We start from the raw sequence: 4,966 nt of genomic DNA on the forward strand, positions 1-4,966 counted from the left end.
TGCTAATTGCTTATTTTTTTGTTTTGTTTTTTCTTCATGAATAATGCAGGCTAAAGCACCGCAAAAATTGTCATAAATCTTTACAGCTAAAGGAAGGGGGAGGAAAGTTCCGGAACTCCCCCACAGAAATCATGAATACCGTCGGAACAGACTTGTCACTGTAGCTACTCATAGCATTCCCAAATTTTCCATGAACATCATTATCTCAACCTTCGTTATGGCTTCATCTTGGCGAAAAATATCTTATCGAGTCATTCAAGAGGTCATCACAGAGTTTTTGAGAGAACATCAACTCAAACCTCCTGTTATCCTCACCCCTAAACAGCTTAAAGCACTCAAACGTCGAATTTCTAAAGCTTATCCTTTCGTTGAGAGAAAATATTACCCTTACAAAGTCTGGCTTTCTGAAGTTAAAGCTAATCTACAAGCTTTACAAGGTTTACCTATTACGGCTCAAGGTCATCGGCAGATAAAAGGGAAAAGATTACCTATTCATGTTTCTCCTGGTCAATTATCTTTATTTGACCCTAGTTCTCCTTATTTTACAACAAGTAATGATGAAAAATAATCGCATTGATTTCTATTTCTACTTTAGTTTTTTTTAGGTAAATTATATTTTTATCTCTTTTTAAGTCCAACTCAAAACACTCTAAACCAACCCTAATTAATTCTATTTTTTAGTAACTGTACATCAAAAATAAGCTATAATATAGTCGAACAAAAAACAAAGCAAAAAGACAAAATGCTAACTAATAAACAACAACTAATCTGTCAAATATCTTCTCAGATTTACTCTTCTACCCTAGTTAAAAAAGCAAACAATCCCCTGTGGTCTTCTTTTGATAAAGAAGAAAAAAGAGAAATAGAGGATCAGATCATAAGTCGTGTGGTCGAAATAGCCACTTCTATCTACGAGAAAGTAGAAATGATGCACAATCCTTGGGGAGTTGGGGATATTGTCCTAGTTCAAAGTTCTGACGGAATCTCTTACTACAAAATAGTTAGTTCTCCTCCTAATTCTCAGGGTAAATATCAAGGTTTATTATGTCAACAAGACGGGACTATTTTATATCAACCTGGAAGTAATAAGCCTTCTCTAGAATTTTTCTGTGAATCGCAAATCTTAACTCGTAATCCTCTTAAAGAATTACCCTTAAATTATTAGGAAACAAATGACAATGATTACAAAAAAAGAAGCGTTAAAAGTAATCGAAACATTTTTAGAATCTGTTTCATGGGCATCGGAATGTGAAATAATAACCACTCGTGAATTATCTCAACCGAGTGTCACTATTCTACAATCACCAGCCAGTGTTTATTTTTCTAACTAACTATGCTTAACAATTCACAACTTCTTACCAGACAAGTCTCTTACGACCAATTAATTTACCATTTAAAACTTGAGAAAGATAATAATAATATCTATGAACATAGATTAGAAGATTTAACTCTTTATTGCTATACAAAGCATTGTGTTTATAATGAGAATTGGAATAAATGGAATACTCAAGCAAGAGGATTAATTCTTGACACGAAAAACCAAAGAGTTGTTGCTACTCCTTTTCCTAAGTTTTTTAATTACAGAGAAAGACAAATTAAGCTACCTTCCGAACCTTTTGAAGCATTGGATAAACTCGATGGCTCTTTAATCATCTGTTATTATTACCGAGATAAGTGGCAAACTTCAACTAAGGGAAATTTACAATCATTACAGGCTCAAAAAGCTCAAATACTTTTAAATCAATTACCGACAAAGTATCTAGAAAAAGAAACGACTTATTTATTTGAATATGTTTCTCCTGATAATAAAATTATTGTCAACTACTCTAAAGAAGAATTAGTTTTATTAGGAGCTTATAATGAAAAAGGAATAGAATTAACTTTTTCTGAAATAGAATGTATTGCTTCTCAAATAGGGGTTTCCGTTCCTCAAATATTTCCTTACTCTAATATACAAGAAATTCTTGAAGTGAGTAAATTATTAGGCAGTGACCATGAAGGATTTGTGATTAGATTTGAGAGGGGATTAAGAATTAAATTTAAAGGGTCTGAATATTGTCGCATCCAAAAGCTTTTAAATGGGATAACTCCACTGGGAATCTGGGAATTGATGAAAGAACAAGCTAATTTAGGGTTAATTAGGCAAGAAATTCCTGAAGAATATTGGACAGATTTTGATAAAATTTATGAACAATTAACCCAACAATTAAAGAACCTGATTAATGAGGTAGAAACTTATCATCTCAACTATCAGCATTTATCTGATAAAGAATTAGGACTTAAGCTTGATTCTTTACCTTTTATCCCTCGCTCTTATTTATTCCAACGTCGTAAAAAAGGGAAAGACTGGTATGATAATCCAAAAAGTAGAGCTTTTTTGTTCAATCATTTTCGTCCTAAAGATAATCAGTTAGTTTAGCTAGGACTGACCTTAAACTTCATTGGTTTGGTTTAGGAAAAAGTAAACTAAAAAGCTCGATTATTTGGGATTGTTTATACAGTGCTGATTCATCTGTATTCTTAAACTATTGACCTTTAGGACGTGCAGCATTAACTTTGAGAGTCCGACCAAACCATTCGGCACCATCTAATTCTGAAATAGCATTTTGTTCGGCTACTTCGGAGTCAAGGTCAACAAAGGCAAAACCTCGCATTTTCCCTGTTTCTCGGTCTGTGGGAACGGCAACTTTTTTGATTGAACCATATTCTCCAAAGACTTGTCTTAAATCGTCTTCTACTACTTCATACGAAAGATTGCCCACATAAATTGTCATAATTTTCCTGAATTACCTTCCCTTCGATGATTTTACAGCTACATCCACACGGCGCATAAACTCGGTTTCTTTTGTTGAAGGAACAGAGCGTAAATATCTTTGATAAGCTACCCAATCGCCTTTTAACAAAGCAGAAGCAGCATTTTGAACAGTTATGTCGAGATTAATCATGGTTTTACTTTATCCTTAAATGCTTTACCTGCGCTAAACCAAGGAACTGTGGTGGCCGGAATGGTCAAGGTTTCCCCAGTCTTGGGGTTCACCCCTTTTCGTTCCTTGCGATCTCGCGGTTCAAAGGTTCCAAAACCAACGAGAGTTACTTTGTCTCCATCAGCGACAGTTTCAACGATGGTGTCAGTGAGGGCCGTGAGTATCTTCGTTACCACCACCTGAGATACATCTGTTTCGACAGCAATGGCTTTTACCAGTTCTTCCTTATTCATCTCTGATTAATAATTAACAGGACGACGATTATAACTAAGTTGTCCCCCCTGTTGTCAAGATTTTTTTGAGATTATTTATCTTTCAGGATAAGAATAAATACAAGGATTTTCCCAGTCTCCTGTTTTGAGTTTACAGGTAAAATTGAATAAGGCACGATCTAGTTTATCAACTCCTCCTAAAAAATCAGAAAAAGTGAAGACTAGCCCATTAATCAGGGTGATTATTAATACTGCTATTAATCTTCTTCTTCTCCATTTTTTTTTATCTGTCATTTTTTAGTCATTAATTTCAACAATTTCAACTATTCTGTTTATATTATAATTAATTTGGAGCTAGTTAATAACAAAAAAAGTAGGGAAACAACGACAATTGACCCTCAGAGATATTGCCAAGATTGCCTCTATAACCGCGATGTAAATCCAAGTGACACCCCGTACAGACAGAAATTAGGTTAGTTCTCAGATGAATTACTGGGATTTCTATCCCAATGATGAACTTGTAAAGTGTAAGCTCTTCGCTTAGAAACTGTCCAATCGTCAGAGATTTTTTACACAGAAAAAGCCACCGAAAACGCCGCTAGGCAGTGCCTTGTTGCACAGAATCTTTAATGTTGAGTGAGAGAGATCATTTGGCTAACCAATTGAGCAAATCAGCCTCATTTTGAAAGTCAAGCAAAGCTTCTCCTAAGTCTTCGATCTGCTCAACGGGGAGTTGACGGATTTGCTCGGAGACGGACTCAGAGATTTGTCCGAGACGGCGGTGGAGAAGGCGCAATACTAAATTAGCTGCTTCTTCTTGTTTTCCTTCAAGTTTAGCTGATGCTGTAATTTCTTGGTAAATGACAGATTCTTTCACAATGTCTTCCCTCAAAATCCTTTGAATTAACGTTTTCTCTAATATTAACCCAGCGAGAATAGCAGTGGAGGCTGCTAAGTTGCTTTGCTCTGTTTGGTCACTGATTTTGTCAATGCGATTAGCTACGTCCCTAAGCACAGCTTCATTGTCTCCACCTTTTCCTAATACGGCAAACGGCCAGACTCCAGGTGCTGTGAGTAACTCAGAGTAATCCACTTCCCAAAGTCGAATGACATTAAATTCATGGCGAGTCTGTGATAATTCAAAGACCGTTTGCTGTGCTAATTCCGAGTTGGAGCGTCTCAAATAAATGACCACTTGCTGCATTTGCTTGTTCGGATAACGGCGATGGACTCTGAGCCGGTAATCGAGCATTCTGAATGGAATATCCTCTTTTGGGTCAGTTTGGAACTCAATATGCAGCACCAAGTCCTCTGACTGAGGAAAGATTAAACTATCAGCCCTAATCGGTTCTAGTAAGAGTTCCGACGGTTTCAGTTCCGTTAAGTTAACGGGCTTTCCCAGTAGCCATGTGGCCATGTCTATAGCAAAGTTGGCAGCAATGAACTTACACGTCGAATCAAACATTGATTAATCTTTTTTGCATTAATACTATTATACTATTTTTACTCCCAATTGGACTAATTGATTTGATGGCTATTTCGTCCCAGTTACCAAGAAAAAGGTAACTTTCTGGGTAATAGGTAACTAGCTAAAACATTGATTATATCTACGTTTGAGTCACCTGCTCTTCTCTTAGTTACCCTCTCAGATTATGTGTAGTCATTTTCCAACCTATTTTTTCCACATCATCGCACACTGAGGGTTTATACCATCACTGTTATACCAAATCCGCTCTTTTTAACCCCCTTATAAAACCCTTTACTAATAGA

9 protein-coding genes are annotated in these 4,966 nt (G+C 36.1%); 4 read left to right on the forward strand and 5 right to left on the reverse strand.

Annotated features, from left to right (window positions below):
* Positions 1–190: 190 nt before the first annotated feature.
* From P9B04_RS14135 to P9B04_RS14150, 4 genes are all read left to right on the forward strand, one after another.
* Positions 191–568: a hypothetical protein gene (locus P9B04_RS14135; RefSeq protein WP_342055630.1), complete on the forward strand. Its 378-nt coding sequence runs from the start codon at positions 191–193 to the stop codon at positions 566–568.
* 174 nt (positions 569–742) lie between these two features.
* Complete coding sequence (locus P9B04_RS14140; protein WP_342055631.1) at positions 743–1,165, forward strand: hypothetical protein; 423 nt, start codon at positions 743–745, stop codon at positions 1,163–1,165.
* 7 nt (positions 1,166–1,172) lie between these two features.
* Positions 1,173–1,331, forward strand: a complete 159-nt coding sequence (locus tag P9B04_RS14145; RefSeq protein WP_342055632.1) for a hypothetical protein — start codon at positions 1,173–1,175, stop codon at positions 1,329–1,331.
* Between the two features lie 2 nt (positions 1,332–1,333).
* The gene (locus P9B04_RS14150; protein WP_342055633.1) at positions 1,334–2,419 is read left to right on the forward strand and encodes an RNA ligase; all 1,086 of its coding nucleotides are present in this window, start codon (positions 1,334–1,336) and stop codon (positions 2,417–2,419) included.
* A 106-nt stretch (positions 2,420–2,525) separates the two neighbouring features.
* Here P9B04_RS14150 and P9B04_RS14155 read toward each other — a convergent pair whose 3' ends face one another.
* From P9B04_RS14155 to P9B04_RS14175, 5 genes are all read right to left on the reverse strand, one after another.
* Positions 2,526–2,774, reverse strand: a complete 249-nt coding sequence (locus P9B04_RS14155; RefSeq protein WP_342055634.1) for an RNA recognition motif domain-containing protein — start codon at positions 2,772–2,774, stop codon at positions 2,526–2,528.
* Between the two features lie 12 nt (positions 2,775–2,786).
* A complete protein-coding gene (locus P9B04_RS14160) occupies positions 2,787–2,945 on the reverse strand; it encodes a hypothetical protein (protein WP_342055635.1) in 159 nt (52 codons plus the stop codon).
* Positions 2,942–3,217 carry an HU family DNA-binding protein gene (locus tag P9B04_RS14165; protein WP_342055636.1) on the reverse strand — a complete coding sequence of 92 codons (276 nt, stop codon included), beginning with the start codon at positions 3,215–3,217 and terminating at the stop codon, positions 2,942–2,944. Before P9B04_RS14165 ends, P9B04_RS14160 begins: the two co-directional genes overlap by 4 nt.
* Before the next feature lie 75 nt (positions 3,218–3,292).
* Complete coding sequence (locus P9B04_RS14170) at positions 3,293–3,490, reverse strand: hypothetical protein (RefSeq protein WP_342055637.1); 198 nt, start codon at positions 3,488–3,490, stop codon at positions 3,293–3,295.
* 352 nt (positions 3,491–3,842) lie between these two features.
* Positions 3,843–4,661 (reverse strand): Rpn family recombination-promoting nuclease/putative transposase, encoded by an 819-nt coding sequence (locus tag P9B04_RS14175; RefSeq protein WP_342055638.1) that lies wholly within the window; start codon positions 4,659–4,661, stop codon positions 3,843–3,845.
* Positions 4,662–4,966: the final 305 nt, after the last annotated feature.

It is taken from the genome of Crocosphaera sp. Alani8 (assembly GCF_038442745.1).
Taxonomy (GTDB): Bacteria; Cyanobacteriota; Cyanobacteriia; order Cyanobacteriales; family Microcystaceae; genus Crocosphaera.

What these genes read in the sequence shown, in the direction of transcription:
- P9B04_RS14170 (WP_342055637.1), bottom strand. Translation starts at nt 3,490, where the DNA reads ATGACAGATAAAAAAAAATGGAGAAGAAGAAGATTAATAGCAGTATTA.
- P9B04_RS14160 (WP_342055635.1), bottom strand. Translation starts at nt 2,945, where the DNA reads ATGATTAATCTCGACATAACTGTTCAAAATGCTGCTTCTGCTTTGTTA.
- P9B04_RS14165 (WP_342055636.1), bottom strand. Translation starts at nt 3,217, where the DNA reads ATGAATAAGGAAGAACTGGTAAAAGCCATTGCTGTCGAAACAGATGTA.
- P9B04_RS14155 (WP_342055634.1), bottom strand. Translation starts at nt 2,774, where the DNA reads ATGACAATTTATGTGGGCAATCTTTCGTATGAAGTAGTAGAAGACGAT.
- P9B04_RS14140 (WP_342055631.1), top strand. Translation starts at nt 743, where the DNA reads ATGCTAACTAATAAACAACAACTAATCTGTCAAATATCTTCTCAGATT.
- P9B04_RS14150 (WP_342055633.1), top strand. Translation starts at nt 1,334, where the DNA reads ATGCTTAACAATTCACAACTTCTTACCAGACAAGTCTCTTACGACCAA.
- P9B04_RS14175 (WP_342055638.1), bottom strand. Translation starts at nt 4,661, where the DNA reads ATGTTTGATTCGACGTGTAAGTTCATTGCTGCCAACTTTGCTATAGAC.
- P9B04_RS14135 (WP_342055630.1), top strand. Translation starts at nt 191, where the DNA reads ATGAACATCATTATCTCAACCTTCGTTATGGCTTCATCTTGGCGAAAA.
- P9B04_RS14145 (WP_342055632.1), top strand. Translation starts at nt 1,173, where the DNA reads ATGACAATGATTACAAAAAAAGAAGCGTTAAAAGTAATCGAAACATTT.